The 16171-nt window shown below is 43.6% G+C and carries 11 protein-coding genes; 8 read left to right on the top strand and 3 right to left on the bottom strand.

Translation table 11 applies throughout. The annotated features are described in order from the left end of the window. Positions 1–293: 293 nt before the first annotated feature. The 3 genes from T426_RS0116900 to T426_RS0116890 all read right to left on the bottom strand — a co-directional run bounded on the left by T426_RS0116900 (position 294) and on the right by T426_RS0116890 (position 4267). Positions 294–2732 carry an alpha-ketoacid dehydrogenase subunit alpha/beta gene (locus tag T426_RS0116900; RefSeq protein ID WP_025865492.1) on the bottom strand — a complete coding sequence of 813 codons (2439 nt, stop codon included), beginning with the start codon at positions 2730–2732 and terminating at the stop codon, positions 294–296. Positions 2733–3039: 307 nt separating this feature from the next. Then, on the bottom strand, positions 3040–3801 hold the full coding sequence (locus T426_RS0116895; RefSeq protein ID WP_199898674.1) for an arylamine N-acetyltransferase family protein: 762 nt from the start codon (positions 3799–3801) through the stop codon (positions 3040–3042). A gap of 16 nt (positions 3802–3817) precedes the next feature. Next, positions 3818–4267 carry a hypothetical protein gene (locus T426_RS0116890; RefSeq protein WP_025865494.1) on the bottom strand — a complete coding sequence of 150 codons (450 nt, stop codon included), beginning with the start codon at positions 4265–4267 and terminating at the stop codon, positions 3818–3820. Between the two features lie 197 nt (positions 4268–4464). On the opposite strand from T426_RS0116890, the gene T426_RS0116885 reads away from it, so the two are divergent. The 8 genes from T426_RS0116885 (at position 4465) to T426_RS0116845 (ending at position 16166) form a co-directional block, all read left to right on the top strand. After that, the gene (locus T426_RS0116885; RefSeq protein WP_025865495.1) at positions 4465–5325 is read left to right on the top strand and encodes a GNAT family N-acetyltransferase; all 861 of its coding nucleotides are present in this window, start codon (positions 4465–4467) and stop codon (positions 5323–5325) included. A 296-nt stretch (positions 5326–5621) separates the two neighbouring features. Next, complete coding sequence (locus T426_RS0116875; RefSeq protein ID WP_169737695.1) at positions 5622–6227, top strand: RNA polymerase sigma factor; 606 nt, start codon at positions 5622–5624, stop codon at positions 6225–6227. Between the two features lie 325 nt (positions 6228–6552). After that, the gene (locus T426_RS0116870) at positions 6553–7755 is read left to right on the top strand and encodes a FecR family protein (RefSeq protein ID WP_025865497.1); all 1203 of its coding nucleotides are present in this window, start codon (positions 6553–6555) and stop codon (positions 7753–7755) included. 136 nt (positions 7756–7891) lie between these two features. Then, entirely contained in the window at positions 7892–11221 is a 3330-nt protein-coding gene (locus T426_RS24105) for a SusC/RagA family TonB-linked outer membrane protein (RefSeq protein ID WP_025865498.1), read from the top strand. An 11-nt stretch (positions 11222–11232) separates the two neighbouring features. Next, positions 11233–12621, top strand: coding sequence for a RagB/SusD family nutrient uptake outer membrane protein (locus tag T426_RS0116860; protein WP_027586003.1), 1389 nt, complete (start codon positions 11233–11235; stop codon positions 12619–12621). Positions 12622–12667: 46 nt separating this feature from the next. Continuing rightward, positions 12668–14131, top strand: coding sequence for a CBM96 family carbohydrate-binding protein (locus T426_RS0116855; RefSeq protein ID WP_027586002.1), 1464 nt, complete (start codon positions 12668–12670; stop codon positions 14129–14131). A 74-nt stretch (positions 14132–14205) separates the two neighbouring features. Next, positions 14206–14925: a glycoside hydrolase family 16 protein gene (locus tag T426_RS0116850; protein WP_148303816.1), complete on the top strand. Its 720-nt coding sequence runs from the start codon at positions 14206–14208 to the stop codon at positions 14923–14925. A gap of 485 nt (positions 14926–15410) precedes the next feature. Continuing rightward, complete coding sequence (locus tag T426_RS0116845) at positions 15411–16166, top strand: glucosamine-6-phosphate deaminase (RefSeq protein ID WP_025865502.1); 756 nt, start codon at positions 15411–15413, stop codon at positions 16164–16166. Positions 16167–16171 lie beyond the last annotated feature (5 nt).

Here is a 16171-nt window from a genome sequence, read left to right as displayed (position 1 = left end):
GGCCGTACTAAAGTAGACGTTACTGACGAAAAGGCAAAGATAATTTTAAAAAAGTTCAATTTTTTTTGAATGATATTTTATAAGTAGAGATAAATGTATGAAGGATTTTTATCTATCATATGTGGTTATTGTTATATATCGATTAACTATGGTTATCAATCCTTCTTGTTCTGCAGGGCGATGAAAAAGTAGCAAAATGCCAAATTTTGATACCTGGCTATTAAAAAGGTAACCTGGCAGGTTTCAAAAACCTGCCAGGTTTGTGTTGTATCGTTATCGAAAAGCCGCTCTCTTTATTCGGGATAAATGGGAGGAAACTGTTTTGGATTGGTTTCACTTATCATTTCATAAACGGCATCGAACACATCTTCGGCATTCGGATTGGAAAAGTAATCTCCATCGGTTGTATAGGCCGGACGGTGCGATTGGGCTGTGATGGTCTTCGGAGCTGAATCAAGCTGGAAGTATCCCTGCTGTTTTTCCATTACCTGCTGCATCATGAAGGCCGTTGTTCCTCCCGGTACGTCCTCGTCGAAGAAGATGATACGGTTTGTTTTGGATAACGATTTCCCAATGATGCTGGTTGTATCGAATGGCAAGAGCGTTTGCACATCGATCAGTTCCACGCTGATGCCAAATTCATCCAGTTGCTTAACAGCTTCCTGTGCAATGCGCACGCAGGAACCATAAGTAACCAGCGTTACGTCTGTACCTTCGTGCATGATTTCGGGAATACCGAGCGGTACTTTGAACTCGCCCAGATTTTCCGGACATTTCTCCCGGATACGGTAACCGTTTAGCGACTCAACTACCAACGCCGGATCATCCGATTCCAGTAAGGTATTATACATACCAGCTGCCTGTGTCATATCGCGGGGAACGCAAACATGGATGCCCCGTAGCGAGTTGATGATCATGCTGAGCGGTGAACCGGAATGCCAGATACCAATCAACCGGTGACCACGGGTACGGATAATGACCGGTGCTTTTTGGGCGCCGGCAGTTCTCCAGTGTAGTGTGGCGAGGTCGTCGCTTAGTGTCTGAAGCGCATACATGATATAATCAAAGTACTGAATCTCGACAATGGGACGCATTCCGCGCAAAGCGAGACCAATTCCCTGGCCAAGGATGGTTGTTTCACGGATACCGGTATCGGTTACCCGGAGTTCGCCATATTTGGCTTGCATGCCTTCCAGTCCTTTATTGACATCTCCCAGTGCACCGGTATCTTCACCAAAGGTGACCAGTAACGGGTATTTGGCAAACAGCTTGTCAAAGTTTCTCAGCAGTATTTCACGGCCGGGAATGGTTTCCGATTTCGCGGTAAAAACCGGCGGAACGGCAGTGGCTTTCACCGCTGCGAATTCTGTTTCGCTGTATAGTTTGCTGCTGTAACGTTCGTGGTTTTTGACGCCCTGTTCTTTCAGCCAGTTGGACAGTTGATGTTGAAGGCTTCGCTTGGCCGGACAGGTGCGGCAAACATTGCGCATGATTCTCCGGGCCGAGCTGACTGTATCCTTTCGGATGGGATACTTGATTTTTTTCAGTGAAGCAGCAATGGCATCCACTTCATCGCTTCGGGTATCCACACAGCTGCAGGAACGGCCTTCCACTATTTGAACCAGCTCGTCGCGTTCTTTTTGTACAGGTGTTCTAATATTTTTCCAGGCTTTGTCTTTCGCCTTCCTGGCAATGTCTTCCGCCTCTTTTTCCAAAGCTTTCAGCTCTTTCTCCGTGGCAATACCTTCGACCAACAGCCATTCTTTCATCTTTAGAATAGCATCGAATTCGGCTTCCCATTCCAGTCGCTCTTTCGGCTTGTAGCGTTCGTGCGACCCCGATGAAGAGTGTCCCATGGGCTGAGTCATCTCATTGACATGGAAAAGAACCGGAATATGCTTTTCCCGGCAACGGGCAATGCCTTCGCCATACATTTCCAGTAATCGGGCATAATCCCAACCTTTCGCCCGATATATGAGAATACCGTTTTCGTTGTCGTTTTTCTTTTCGAAACCACTTAGTACTTCTGATATGTTGGCTTTGGTAATTTGATATTTTCCGGGAACGGAAATACCATAACCATCGTCCCACACCGAAAGTGCCAACGGAATTTGCAATACCGCCGATGCGTTGACGGTTTCCCAAAAGTGACCTTCGGCCGAACTGGCATCGCCAATGGTGCCAAAAACCACTTCATTGCCTAAATCGGAAAACTGGGTGTACTCGTGTAAATCTTTGTTGTTCCGGTAAAGTTTCGATGCATACGCCAGTCCAACCATTCGAGGCATCTGACCGGCAGTGGGAGCAATGTCGGAAGAAGTGTTTTTTTGTTCGACCAGGTTGAGCCACTGGCCGTCGGGTGTTACGTTGGGTGTACCATAATGGTTCACCATCGACCGGCCTGCGTTGCCCGGATTGGCTTTTGCATCCGTGTCGCCATACAATTGTGCAAATAGTTCTTCGGGAGTGGTCATCCCGGTCGCCAGCATAAAGGTCTGGTCGCGATAATAGCCTGAACGCCAGTCGCCCTCTCTAAAAAAATGGGCGGCTGCCAACTGAGCGATCTCTTTTCCATCGCCAAAGATTCCGAAGTCGGCGTTACCCCTTAACACCTCCTTGCGTCCGATAAGACTGATCTGCCGGCTGATGTGCGCCAGCTTGTAGTCATTCAGGATATCTTCTTTGGACAAATTTTTAAGAACTTTCCCGTAAGGGATTTCTAATGTTGACATATGAGCTTGCTTAGTATTTTTCTTTCGACGTGAAAATTATAAAGATTTAATCTTAATAAAAGAGATTTATATCACGCTCTCCCAATTTTTTCACCTCTATAACCAATTTCTTCACTTAATATTCGACTCAATCGTACTATAGTTACAAGAATTGACTGAGCATTTTCCATTCTGAAAACAACAATGGTTGAATTTCGTTCATTGGTCAACAGCAATTTCTTTTCGCCCGATGTGGTAATTGTCAGCAAGGGAATGGTTTATCACATACGCTTTATTCCGGAATTCTTTTTTTGGGCTGACGAAAGGGCTACTTACCCATATGCAGGCCGAAATACGTGAAAAGAAGCGTGTCGAAATCCTCTTTACAGGTCACTGGTTTTTCTTTCGTCGTTTCCTGGTTTCGACTGATTTTGAGTAGGTCATCTGTTAAGGTAATGCGGCCACCATTGGTGGGAAGGGTAATCATTCGCTTTTGCTTGAAATGTGACTCCGGGCTCGTTTGGTGATAATGGCACATAGTTGCAAACTCCTGGAATTTCCGGTGCTTGTTTTCAAAAATGTAAACGGGCTTCCAGTCCTCTTTCTCTTGTCTGCTTACCCGGTAGTAAATTTTTTCGTAGCGGTCAACCCGGAAGGTGCCTCTCTCATCGTGTTGCGGTTCCGTCGTGTCGAGCTGCAGAGGCGAAAAAGTGAACTCGCCGAAACCGACATCGGTCAGGTATTCTTTTCCGTCGATGGTGGCAACTATAGCGAGGTGGTCATACTCGGGAGCATATTCACCATCATGATAAACGCGGGCGGAGATCCGTCGTACCTCAAAGTCCAATGTTTTTAAGAGCTCATAAAACAACCCGTTCAGCTCGTAACAGAATCCCCCGCGATGTTGATTTACTACTTTGTTGTAGATGCGATCAATGTTGAGTTGAATTGGAACGTTTTGGTGGATGTCCAGATTTTCGAATGGAATATGGAGTAAGTGTGCCTTTTGTAATTGCGTTAGTGATTGAAAGGAAACAGATGCTTGATTATTTAGACCAATGCGATGGAGATAAGCTTCTGTATCGATCATTCCTCTTTTGGTTAACCTAAATATGTACTTCGTAAATACCCAATTGGTTGCGGGTGATGTTTCTAATCACAAATGCGCCTTTTTCCGGAATATCTTCTACCAAATCAAATTGTTTACAATTCTGGTGAAGCGCTGAAAATACAAGCGTAATCCGGTGTATCTTTTTCTCGAAAGAAACCTGATGCCAATCGGGATACAGTGAAATATTCCAGGCGGCTATTAATTGACTACGATAATTATTCTCTCGGTCGATGAGATAGGTTGTTGGCCAGATGCGCACCGGACCAATGACACCCGAAAGAGTTCCGGGAAGGATAGTACACTGCAGAATTATCTGCCGCTCCCGTTCTGTCTGCTTCAGAAGTTTCAGAGAGTGGTGCCTCGATATCAACCGGAAATTATCCAGTTCTTCGTTAGCGACCCGCTTTTCCTGCTGGTGGCTGTTATGGGGGGAGAATTCCTTCATATCCTAAAGCTAAGGAATTTAGATCAAGAATGGAAGAGCTGCAAGTCATGAAATAGCATAATATCCTTAAAAAAGGCCATTTTTTAACAGTTCGCTCCTCAGTTAGCCACAAAATTTATTGTGTTTATTTTCCACCCGGCTATCTTTGTTTGTCATAGTCTGAAGAAGGAATTAGGGATAAATTTCAACGGAATACCATGGAAATTACTTTTCGCTCATTGGAGCAGGTGGCATTCGATGAGCTGTTTAACGCTTTTCATTCGGCATTTGCCGATTACGAAATCTCCATTTCAAAAGAAGAGTTGAGATTAATGCTGGTACGGCGGGGTTTTGATGCCTCTTTGTCGGTTGGTGCTTTTGATGGCGACCGGCTGGTTTCGTTTATCCTGAATGGAACCGGAACGTTCCAGGGACTTCCAACGGCTTATGATACCGGGACCGGAACAGCGAAGTCTTATCGTGGGCAGGGACTGGTTACCCGGTTGTTTAATGAATCGCTGCCGGCTCTCCGGGAAGCGGGTATTAAGCAGTATCTCCTCGAAGTGCTGCAAAACAATGATAAAGCCATATCGCTTTACAAACGGCTTGGTTTCGAGGTTACCCGTTCGTTTCATTACTACCGTCAAAGCCAATCGCAGCTAACGCTTCCGCCGAAAGCGCTTCTGGAAGGTTTTTCATTGCAGGAAACTTCGTTGCCAGCCGACGACATCGCTGAATCGTTTGCCGATTTTCATCCTTCGTGGCAGAATACGATAGAAGCCTTCCATCGAAATCCGGAAACGTTCTATTGCGTGACCTGTTGTCACGAAGGCATTCCGGTAGGATATGGAATATCGGAATTTGAAACCGGCGATATTTCGTGGCTTTCCGTTGACAAAAGACACCGGAGAATAGGCATTGGAACAGCACTATTGAAGTCTTTGCTGGAGAAAATAACCACTGAACAGGCAAAAGTCGTTAACACGGCATCCGACGCCGAATCACTAAATGCTTTCCTCGAAGTTTGCGGTTTCCCGTTAGGCGGAAAGCAGTATGAAATGATACAAAACTTTAAGTAAGCCGATAGAATGGTTTTGATTTAGCAGATGGGATAGTTGCGTTCTTTTTAAAATCGGGATTCCGACACCTCTCATTTCATCGTTTTCAACAGGAATTTTAGTGGCTGCAAAGTGTTTGAAAATGAGCTGGATATTTCATATCTTTTGTTCAGATTTTTTCCGACGTATTCTTTATAAATGGCATTGAAGATAATGGCTGTCAGTATGTGAACCATTGTTTAATTGTAACAATTTAGCGTTCTTTACTGTGGAAAAGGGAAAACTAATTTGGTATTTACAGCATGTCTCTGTCCGGAATGGAAAGGATTCATATTTTATGGGAGCAAATTGTCCAAGAGGATGATAAAGAAGCTTTTGCTGAACTTTATAATCTTTTTATCGACGATTTATATCGCTATGGAAGTAAGCTGAGTCCGGATGAAGGCATGGTCAAAGATTCCATCCAGGAAGTTTTTCTCGATCTGTACGACAAGCGTAAGAAATCCAACATCACCAGGAACCTGCGACTCTATCTGATTGTCGCCTTGAAAAGGGTACTGATACGAAAACTGCAAAAGCATCGGCGACTGGAAAAACGCCAGATTAACGATGTAGACATGTTCGATGTACAATACAGCTTTGAGGAGCAGTACATGGAAGAAGAAGCCAGTAACATGGTGTTGGAAAAGGTGAAAAAGATTATTACCGATCTGCCTGCCAAACAAAAAGAGATTATTTATCTGAGGTTCAACTTGAGTCTCGAATATGCTGAAATTTCTTCGATGCTGGGAATTTCCATTGAATCAGTCCGAAAGCAGGTCTACCGAGCCATTAAGTCGGTTCGCGAAAGCATCGATTATCCCGATTTACTTTTGCTGTTTTTGCTCTCCTATAACACCAATGCATCTTCCAGCCGGGTCTGAATCTACAGACATGTTAACTCAATGTTTCGAAGGGGGTATGCTATATCTTTTTCAATTTTCATGTTGTTCTGCTGGCGATTTTGCGTGGTGCTTTCCATAATAGTCTTCATTTTTTCCTAAGCTGAATGCTTTTCATTGGGGGTAATTGAAATACTCTATGACATTTCTGAATTATTTTCTCATTTTGGGTGGTTTTGAAATGTGCATATAATCAGTGCTTTGTGGTTTGTTTGTGAAAAAAGTACTCGTTTTCTTAAAAAAAAGTTAAAAAATCCTGTCCATAAAATGAAGTTGTCTGTCCCTTCTATTAAAAGCATAAAAGTTAATGGACAAGATTGGTCAGTTTTTAGAAGATAAACGCTTTATCGATTGGGTATTTCATCCCGATGAAGGCATCGAACGCTATTGGGAGAATTACCTTCGAGAGCATCCTGAAGAAAAATCCAATCTTCGACTGGCCCGAAAAGTGGTTGGAAAGTTTCGCACCATCGATAGCGATCTTTCCGAAAGTCAGAAGATTATGCTTTTCTCTGGTATTCTCAAAGAAATAGAGCGGAGACAATCGGGCCACCGGACAATTAAACTGGTTGCTGTTGTTTCGCGTTACGCGGCAGTAGCTTTGCTGTTCTTCTCCATCGGTGCATTACTTTTTTACAAGAAGGACAACAGGGATCAACGCTTCCTTTCCCAGGAAATTTCCGGCCAGCCTTCAGGGCAGATGACAACACTCATTCGTCCTAATGGGCAACACATCAAATTGGCGGAAGACAAATCGACTTTTGCTTACCCGGCCGGCGACAAGAAACTGGTGATTAACGATTCCATTCAGGTGGCCTCATCGGAAGATACGCCCGGCAGCAAAGAGAATGAGATGAACCAGCTTATCGTTCCTTACGGAAAAACGTCAGAGATGCTGTTATCCGACGGAACGAAGATTTACCTGAACGCTGGGAGCCGCCTCATTTATCCCGATGTTTTTGAAGGAAAGCACAGGGAAGTATTCCTCGTCGGCGAGGCATATTTCGAGGTACATAAGGATGCGAAACATCCGTTTATTGTACAGACTACCGATATCAATATAGAAGTTTTAGGAACTCATTTTAATGTGTCGGCCTATCCTTCGGATAATGTATATGAAACAACACTGGCCGAAGGAAAAGTTCGCATTCGGCAAAACAACGCCGGGTTGTTTGATAAGTCAATTGATTTAGTGCCAAACCAAATGGCGGCATACAATCGCGATAATGAGGAAACAAAAGTTAGGCAAGTGGATGTGGAGAATTATATCCTTTGGAAAGATGGTATGCTGAAGTTTGCCAGTTCAGACTTCAATCGGGTAACCCGAAAACTCGAACGTTTTTATAATATCCGTATCTCCTTTCAGGATCCGATGGTCGGCATGCTAAAGATTTCCGGAAAGCTGATGTTAACGGAAAAGAAAAACGAAGTGATGGATGTGTTGTCACAAACCGCTTCGGTGAAAATAGTTCAAATAGGAAAAGATAATTATGAGATAATGAAAAATTAGGCTGGTGAGGCGGCATCCTCATCCAGCCTAAGATTAGCAAATTTTGTGTATAACCTACTAATTGTACAAAATTATGAAAAAAACGCGATTAGAGCATATCTTATGCTTGAAAAGTAATCGTACAACTTTTCGAAAGATGAAATTAACCTTACTACTAACTTTTCTTGTAGTTGTGGCTTTCGGAAAAAGCTTTTCGCAGGAAAGCAATCTGACATTCAATTTCAGAAATGCTAATATACGGGAAGTTCTCAAAGCCGTGGAACAATCAACTGACTACGTATTTATTTACAAGGACGATTTGTTCGATTACTCCAAAAAGTATTCTCTGAACATTGAAAATAAAAATATCTATGATGTTTTGGAGCAAATCTGTGCTGAGACCGGCGTTGCTTATGATATTCGGGATCACCAGGTGATTCTCAGGGAGAGAGAAGCTCCTCCACAACAGTCTACCCAGCCCCAGGAAAGGAAGGTGTCTGGTGTCGTGCTCGACAGTAACGGAGAGCCCATACCAGGTGTCAACGTTCGGGTGGTTGGAACCACTACCGGTACGATAACCGATACAAACGGGAATTTCAGTATCAATGTGCCTTCAAAAACCAGGATGCTGCAATTCTCCTTTGTGGGGATGAAGACCAAAGAGGTGGACATCACCGGGAAGAACATGCTGAATGTTGTGTTGGAGGATTCGGCTGTATCGCTGAACGAGATTGTGGCGGTTGGATATGGTATTCAGAAAAAGCGCGACCTGACCGGTTCGATTGTATCGGTGAATATGGGGTCGGTCGAGAATTCAAAAGTAAAAGATGTGATGTCGGCTTTGCAGGGACGCGCAGCTGGTGTTCAGGTGGTTTCTAATTCCGGTGCCCCCGGTGATGGAATCACTGTAACTGTTCGCGGACAGTCTTCCCTGAATTCAGGAAACAGTCCGCTCTATGTTATCGACGGAGTTCCCGTTGAGACCAATTCGTTATCTCAGTTAAACGGATGGAATTCACACGGATTAAATCCGCTGGCTGATATCAATCCATCTGATATTCAGTCAATAGAAGTGTTAAAAGATGCCGCTTCCACTTCAATCTACGGTGCCCGTGCTGCTAACGGTGTAATTTTGATTACTACCAAGCGCGGACAAGCAGGTAAAGCGAAAGTAAGTATTAATGCTTCTATGGGATACAGTAAAATTACCCGCTTCCTCAGTGTGTTGAATGCGACTCAATGGCGTCAGGTCGTTACCGATGCATATCGTAACCTGGACTACTATAACGGGGCAACGACTCCGACCGAACCAAGCTGGACGGTAGTCGATTCGCTCAGCCCTCGCAACAACGGCGATGTTGACTGGCAAAATGTAATGTATCGTACTGCCAAACAAAGCCAGGTAGATTTTTCGGTTGCCGGAGGAAGCAAAAATTCGAAATATGCCTTCAGTACATCAGTATTGGATCAGGATGGTATTTTCCTGGCTTCGAATTACAAACGAATCACTTCTAGGTTGAATACCGATTTCACGGTTTCCGATAAAATGAAAATCGGCCAGAGCGTTTCGTATACGCACGGTGTTAACAATCGTATTAATGCTGGCGGTACCGGGAACAATAGTCTGGTGGTCGCTATTTTGGTCCGGCCTCCGACATATTCGCTGACTTTCCCCGATGGTTCACCCATTAATTATTTCTTCGGAAAACGTAACCCGGTGGCATTGGCCGAAGAGGTTACGCACCTGAATACGACAAATCGTATCATTGGTAACCAATACCTGGAATACGAGCTTCTAAAGGGCCTGAAATTCCGGGCTAATTTGAGTCTCGATTTCATTAACATGAAAGAGGACGAGTTCTATCCGACAACCGTCGATTATCGGGCAGGGTATAACCGCGGAGCTGTTCGCTCTACCAATAACCTGACCTGGGCAAACGACGACTACCTGACCTACACCAAGTCGTTCAACGATGTACATCACCTTTCGGCCATGGCCGGATTTAGTACGCAGGAATGGAAAACCGAAGTGACCGGTCTGGACGGAATGTACTTTGCCAGTGATAACATTCATACACTCAATGGTGCTGGTACCATTTCCAACCAGGCAGTCAACGTAACCTATGGACACAGTCTGGCTTCCTATTTCGGTCGTTTGACCTATGACTATAAAAGTAAATATCTTTTCGAAGCAAACTTCAGAGCCGACGGTTCTTCCCGTTTTGGTAAAGACAACCGTTTCGGTTATTTTCCATCAGCTTCTGCCGCATGGCGTTTTTCAGATGAGCCTTTTGTAAAGGATCTGAATTTCTTTGACGATGGTAAACTGCGTTTCAGTGTTGGACAAACCGGTAACGAAGCCATCGGAAACTATACTTCGCAGGGAGAATTTGCCATTGGAACCAATTATCTGGATAATTCCGGTGCGTCACCAACTGTGATGCCTAACTCGGCTCTGCACTGGGAGACTACTACGCAGTATGACGCCGGTATGGATTTGACGATGCTGAATAACCGGGTATCATTCATAGGCGATGTGTATGTTAAAAATACATCCAACCTTTTGTTTGCTGTTCCTATTCCGGAAACGACCGGTTTTAACTACATCACCAAGAACATTGGTGAAATTCAGAACAAGGGTCTGGAGCTATCGCTGACAACCTACAACTTTGTGAAAGCCTTTAAATGGAACACCAGTTTCAATATCAGTTTTAACCGAAACAAAGTTGTCAGTCTTCCCGAGGATATATTGACGAATGGTTTTATTCAAAATGGTTCATACCATATTCTGAAGGAAGGCGAACCCATCGGTGTTTTCTACGGATGGAAATCGATGGGCGTTTATTCCAGGGATGAAGACAATGTTGATCATGTAAGAATGGGATCGTCTAACGGAAAAGAATTTAAAGGAGGCGATGTAATTTGGGAAGATTTAAATGGTGATCACATCATCGACGATAGCGACAGGCAAATTATCGGAGACGCGCAACCTAAATTCACGGGTGGTCTGAACAACGAGTTAAGCTATAAGAATTTTAGTTTGAATGTTTTCTTCCAGTTCTCTTATGGAAATGATATCTACAGTAACCTGAATTTTATGAGGAACTGGGTGAATTCATACAACAATGTTTCGACCGATGCGCTGAACCGCTGGAGAGAACAGGGTGATGTAACCAATTACCCGAAACCGACCCGTGGCGACCCAATGAGAAATACCAACCGGGTGTCTGATCGTTGGATCGAGGATGGCTCCTATATCCGTTTGAAAAATGTTAACCTGGCTTACGATTTTCCTAACGCGATTACCGATAAGTTGAAAATTAGTGGATTACGTCTTTATGTAACCGGACAAAACCTGGTGACATGGACGCATTATACCGGATACGACCCGGAAGTGAGCTCATATAGTGGTTTGCGGTTAGGCATCGATGATGGAGCTTACCCACAGAGCCGCACATTTATTATGGGTTTAAATGTTAAATTTTAATTCCGGAGGCAATGAAAATGAAATATATCAAATTAACTGTCGTAATTATTCTTCTGGTCCAGGTGGTAGCCTGTACAGATAATATACTCGATAAAAGCCCGGTTAGTAGTTTTTCTGCTGAGGGATTTTATAAAACAAAAAGTGATGCACAGGCGGGAGTCTATGGAATCTACAACGCAGCCCAATCCGTTTTTAGAGTTGATTTCGCTTACTGGGGCGAAGGACGGGCCGACAACGTGCAAACTGACCAATCCGGAGAAGGATTGATTTTGATGCAGAATAACCTGAGTGAGTCCGCTAGCTCTGCTGATTGGTCTGCGTTATACAGAATGATTAGTCGGGCAAACTATGCCATCAAATACATTCCCGATGTATACAAAGACGATCCAAGTGGTGGTGCTCAATTAGTCGGTCAGGCGAAGGCTTTACGTGCACTCGCATACTTCTATCTGGTTCGCGTATGGGGTGACGTCCCGTTAATCACCGAACCTTATACTTCTACTGCTCAGGATATTTTCGTGACAAAAACGGATAAGGAACAGGTTCTTGATCAGATTGAACAAGATCTGACGTATGCCGCTACCAATTGCGTTGAAAAATTTAATAACGAAAAGGACCGGATTATGGTTACGCAGGGAACGGCGAACGCCTTGCTTACCGAGGTTTATATGTGGAGACACAAATATAGCGAAGCAGTTGCTTCATCTCAGCTGGTGCTGAATAACCCTCTGTATTCATTGGTCTCGAGTATGGATGACTGGGGCAAGATTTTTACTGACGGTTATTCAAAGGAAAGCATTTTTGAAGTTGGCTATAACGATGAGCAAACGAATCTGCTGCGTGTTCTTTATGCACTTGGCTCATATGCCATTTATACTCCTTCCGAAAAATTTAAAGCTTCTTACGAATCGGGTGATCGGCGTATTCCTTATGTTTACGATACAACCCTTTCCGATCCGAAAGCAATTTGGAAATTTCTGGGTAAAGGAGTGAACGATGAAGATCCTTCTAAGTCACATCAGGATATTGTTCTTATCAGGCTGGCTGATATCATGTTGCTTCGCGCTGAGGCATTAGCACAACTTGGAGGAGTTGAAAATATCAATGAAGCCCTGAATCTGTTGAATAAAATTCGGACCAGGGCCGGATTGCCAGCTTTTAATACGGAACAGGAAGCTGCCGACAAATATGGTGACTTGGAGTCTGCCATTTTGCACGAAAGATCAGTCGAACTATGTTTTGAAGGTCATCGTTGGTTCGATCTTGTCAGAACCGGACGAGCTATTTCTACCATGCAGCCTTTAAATGGGTTGAGTGACGAAGGAAACCTGGTTTGGCCTATCAGTACAAACGTTTTGAATAAGAATCCGAATATGGAACAAAACGACTATTACAAGTAGGTCTTCGTTAGGTAAAATACAGTTCATTAAGTTAAAAATGAGTATAATGAAAAAAAATAAGATATATTTCTATGGGGCTTACCTGGTTAGAATAATGGTGGCTTCAAGTTTGCTCATGCTGGTTCTTACACGTTGCGAAATTCAACCAGACTTTGAGTATCAGCACAGCAATACGAATCCGAGCTTAAACATGACAGCCTGGGAATATATTCAGCAACAAGATTCCCTGTCATTCTTGAAGGATGCTATTACAGCTGCCGGATTGGAGGATATGTATTCCGGAGCAGATAAAAAAACATTTATCGCGCCTCGTAACGGTGCATTCAGAGATTATCTGGCTGCCAATAATTATAGTAGTATTAGCGATATTCCGGTACCGATATTGAAAAATATCTTGTTGTATCATATCATTCCTCAGAAAATACTGTTTACGGATAGTACATTTTATACCGTTAGTTTTCCGGTTGCTTTTGAGACAGAAAACGGTCAACAAATGTATTTATCCCGGAATAACAACTATCAGGGGGTGATCAATCAGGGAACAAACCAGAGTTGGACGATTGTAACTTCCAACCTGGAACCCACGAACGGAGTCATCGATATTTCTCCTGCTCTTGTTTATTATTCGGCAGTAACCGGAACGACTGATATTACAAATCCATCGCTGGAAACCGATACAATTTACGCTATCCAGGATACTTATATAAATGGCGGAGCAAGTAAAGATGTCAATTATGGTTCTGATATTCTTCTTAAAGTGAAAGATGTGGATGGTTCCGGAGATTACGACCGAAGAACGTTCCTGATGTTCGATTTGAAGGACATTACTAAAACCGGCAATTTAAGACAGGCTTTCGTCGATGTGGGTGTGAACTTCACACATGGAAAAGGATTGCGTTTGAGCTTGTACAATGTTCCGGATACAACATGGTCTGAGACTTCGATGACCTGGAACAATGCTCCCGATTCCGATCCGAATGAGATATCGCATCTGATAACAAGCAAGGTTTCAGTGTTTAGTTGGGATTGCTCCGATTATGTGGCCGGAAAACTGCAGAATCCTGGAAAAATTGCAATTAAAATTGATGGTGAGCCGGGAGGAAACGAAACCAATGATCTCATTTCGAAAGAAAATCCCAAGGATGTACCGCCGATGCTGATTGCTGTTTTCTCTTCGGGTAACAGTAACCTGGCAATGGGAACTAATACCGGTTTTTCAGTTGAAAACGGAGGTTCTGCTGTTCTTAAAAGCGCCGAACTTGAGATGAGTGGAGCCGCTCCGGCCGACATTATCTATACACTGGAGTCTGCTCCTTTAAACGGGTGGTTGATAATGGGAACACAAACATTGACCGACGGTAGTAAGTTCACTCAATTAGACATTGACACCGGCAACATTGTGTATGTGCATTCCGGTACCAGTTCGGCTGATGATAGCTTTACCGTATCTGTAGAAGATAGGGATGGAGGTAGCATTAATCCGTTCGATGTCGCGATTACTGTTCAATAATTAATAAAATTAGACTACAGGGGCTGAAAAGTTCTTGTAGTCTAATCCTAAGTTCTTGTAACATGGTAAAGTACATGCTACTTATATTTCTGTTTGCATTTGTTTCGTGCAAAAAGGAAACATCCGGTGATTTACCTGTCCAACAAGGAGCAAGGATAATCTCATTTGCGGGATACGATTGGGTCGTTGAAGACTCGAACGATAATACCGTGGGACCTGGGCCAAACTATTTTTCCAATTCCGAAGACAATGTTTGGGTCGACGATCAGGGGCGGATGCATTTAAAAATAACTCAACGTGACGGAAAATGGTATTGTGCAAAAGTCTCGCTTTGGAATACCTATGGTTACCATAAATATGTTTTTTTCCTGGATAGTCGCGTAGATGAACTAGATAAAAATGTAGTCGCCGGTTTATTTGCGTACGAGACTGATGTGCAGGAAATCGATATTGAAGTTTCTAAATGGGGAGACGCGAATAACGATAATTGTCAGTTTGCCGTTCAGCCCTCTTCAACTGCAGGTAACAAAGTGAGATTCAATCTGCCGTTGAAAGACGATTACTCAACGCATTTTTTCGATTGGCAGAAAGATTCAATCAAATTTGGCTCGTATCTCGGAGAAAGCTTAACGCCCCCGGAAGAAGATGTGGTGAAAACCTGGACTTATACCGGAGAAGATATTCCAACATCTCAGAACCTGAGATTAAAAATCAACCTTTGGTTATTCCGCGGCAAGTATCCCAGCGACAATCAAAACAATGAATTGATTGTGAGTGATTTTAAGATATTGTAATGAAGGTAGACAATCACGGTTACTTCGAATCCGGCACCTGTCAACGGTGTGATTTATAAGACGAAGGACGTGGTCTGTCTCGACGAGTAAACTCTGATATGGAATCTTTCGCATAGAGCCAGTTAAACAGAGGTTTAAAAGTACCCGGGGAAGTATCTGTTGCACCCATTGTATACATATTGACAGTTAGCTTGTTGGATGGTAGCTTTTTTTCCTGCTTATGTCATACTGTTTATTGAGGTTAACAGTAGCATAAACATTTGAAAGACAGAAGGTCTTTCCCGGTACTTTTTTTACCAATTGTTAGGGCTTGATACCGATGATGTTGACTAACAGCTTTATTTAAAGTATATTAAATCATCAATCATTGTAGCTTACCGGTTGGTGATAAAACATGGGAAATGCTCTTGCTATGGTATGACCGCACTAATTTGGTTTTCATTGAAGATAATTCCTGTAAAAGTTAAATCTTTTGATTTTTCAATATGAAGAAATTTGAACACCTGGACATGCATGTTTATCCTTCACGGGAAGAGATGGGGCAGGCTGCCGGGGCTGATGTAGAGAAGCAAATTGTTGCCTTGTTGGAGAAGAAGGAATCCATTCGCATGGTATTTGCTGCTGCTCCGTCGCAAAACGAAGCGCTGGCTTCGCTGGTTCGCTCTACAAAAGTTGACTGGCAGCGGATAACCGCTTTTCACATGGATGAATATATTGGGCTGGATTCGACAGACTCGCGCTCGTTTGCCGGCTTTTTGAACGAAAAGATATTTCAGCAGGTACCCTTTCGGGAAGTACATCTACTTGATGGAAACAATCCGGAGGAGACCATTACCCGCTATTCGAAGTTGCTGAGTGAGGCGCCCATCGATATCGTTTGCCTGGGCATTGGCGAGAACGGACACATCGCCTTTAACGACCCGCCGGTAGCCGATTTCAACGATTTGAAGCTGGTGAAACGGGTGACACTCGATTGGGCTTGCCGGAATCAGCAGGTCAACGACGGCTGTTTCCCCACATTGGAAGAGGTGCCCACCGAGGCGATAACATTAACCATTCCGGCATTGATGCGGGCGGATTATTTGTTTTGTGTGGTTCCGGGAAAAACCAAACGTCAGGCGGTGTATGATACCCTGAATGGTCCGATCACCGAAGAATGTCCTGCTTCGATTCTCCGAACGCATACCCATTGTAAGTTTTACTTCGATGAAGATTCGTTTGGAGGCCAGCAGTACAACTGATAATT

The organism is Prolixibacter bellariivorans ATCC BAA-1284 (assembly GCF_000621705.1).
In the GTDB taxonomy this organism is placed as follows: Bacteria; Bacteroidota; Bacteroidia; order Bacteroidales; family Prolixibacteraceae; genus Prolixibacter; species Prolixibacter bellariivorans.
The sequence above is the reverse complement of the archived record's forward strand: the minus strand, read 5'-3'. Positions and strand labels throughout refer to the sequence as shown.